The organism is Streptomyces sp. SID14478, from assembly GCF_010548525.1.
Taxonomy (GTDB): Bacteria; Actinomycetota; Actinomycetes; order Streptomycetales; family Streptomycetaceae; genus Streptomyces.
In genome coordinates this window covers 1-1,464 of sequence record NZ_JAAGMG010000931.1, presented here as the reverse complement: position 1 = coordinate 1,464, position 1,464 = coordinate 1, and the positions used below count along the sequence as shown (strand labels likewise).

The following is a 1,464-nucleotide window of genomic DNA, read 5'->3' as shown; positions in this document are numbered from 1 at the left end:
CGGCTGACGATCGGCGTGAGCGCGGCCGTGCACTCCGCGGAGGGGCTGCGCGGCGCCCTGGAGGAGGCCCGGCACGCGCGCCGGGTGGCGGCCGCCCGCACCGGTCTGGTCTGCGCCGCGGGCCATCAGGAACTGGCCTCGCACGTGCTCCTCCTCCCGTTCGTCCCGGACGACGTGCGTCGGGCCTTCACCGCCCGGCTGCTGGACCCGCTGCGCGACTACGACCGCAAGCACCGCGCGGAGCTGATCCCGACGCTGGAGGCGTTCCTCGACTGCGACGGTTCCTGGACCCGCTGCGCCGCCCGTCTCCACCTGCACGTGAACACCTTGCGCTACCGGGTCGGCCGGATCGAGCAACTGACGAACCGTGACCTCTCGCGCCTGGAGGACAAGTTGGACTTCTTCCTGGCCCTGCGGATGAGCTGACGCCGTGACGGTTGCGGGCCCGCCCCGGAACCCCACGCCTTTGTGAATTTTTTCACCCATCCCCTTGGCCGGGCCCCGTGATCCGTGCTGAGATGCCCCACGACACTCGGCTCGACGGCGTGCTCGGGGAGGGCAACGTGGCGCATACCGCCATGTCTGGTACCGGAACGAACGCAGAGAACGATCCACTCCAGACCGCGGTATGGCGGCTGCGCTCACGCGGCTGTTGGGCCGACGCGGCCGCGCTCCTCGATGCTCACGCGACGACGGACCCCGCAGCGGCGCTGCAGCGCGCGGCCCTGCTCGGCGAGCGCTGCCTCTACACGGAGCAGGGCTGGGCCCAGGCGGAGGACGCGCTGCGCTCCGCGGAGGCCCTGGCCCACACCGACGAGGAGCGCGGCGCGGCGGCCTGCGAGCGTGGTCAACTCGCTTACTCCTCTACGTTGTTGAAGGTCCGGGACCGGGTCGACGAGGCCCGCTCGGCATTCGGCCGGGCGGCGGCGCTGATCGCGCCCGGCGCGCGGGCGCGAGCGCTGCTCGACTTCCGCCGGGGCCTGATGGCGGAGAACCTGTCCGACGCGCCGCAGGCGGCCCGTGCGGCCTATCGCAGGGCGCATGCGGGGGCCACGGCCCACGGCGACGCGCTGCTGCTCTCGTTCACGTGGCGCCATCTGGCCGGACTGGCCCTGCGCGAGGGCGAGTTGAAGGAGGCGCGACACGGGTTCGCGGAGTCGCTGCGGCTGCGCGAGGAGCTGGGTTTCCTGGTGGGCACGGCGCCGGCGCTGGTGTCCTTGGCGGAGGCGGAGCCCGAGCCGGAGACGTCGGCGCGGTTGCGGGCCGAGGCCGGGCGGTTGTTCCGGCTGCTCGGGGGTGTGCCCACGTGGCTGGCGGGGGCGTTGCCCGCCGCCGCGTAGCCCGTGCGGGGCCGCGCGGGCGATCACCGGTCATGCCGCGGCCCGTTTCACGAGGGGGCCCGGCGACGGCGCCGGGGACTCGGGGCTGCGCCCCGGACCCCGCTCCTCGATCGCCGGAGGGGCT

Annotated in this window: 2 protein-coding genes; both read left to right on the top strand. The window is 74.2% G+C overall.

Going from position 1 to position 1,464, the window contains the following annotated elements; translation table 11 throughout:
• Nucleotides 1-426, top strand: a 426-nt coding sequence (locus G3I40_RS30290; RefSeq protein ID WP_203645054.1) for a helix-turn-helix domain-containing protein, incomplete at its 5' end; no start/stop codon positions are given.
• Nucleotides 427-578: 152 nt separating this feature from the next.
• Nucleotides 579-1,340 (top strand): hypothetical protein, encoded by a 762-nt coding sequence (locus tag G3I40_RS30285; RefSeq protein ID WP_203645055.1) that lies wholly within the window; start codon nt 579-581, stop codon nt 1,338-1,340.
• The last annotated feature ends 124 nt before the right edge of the window (nt 1,341-1,464 follow it).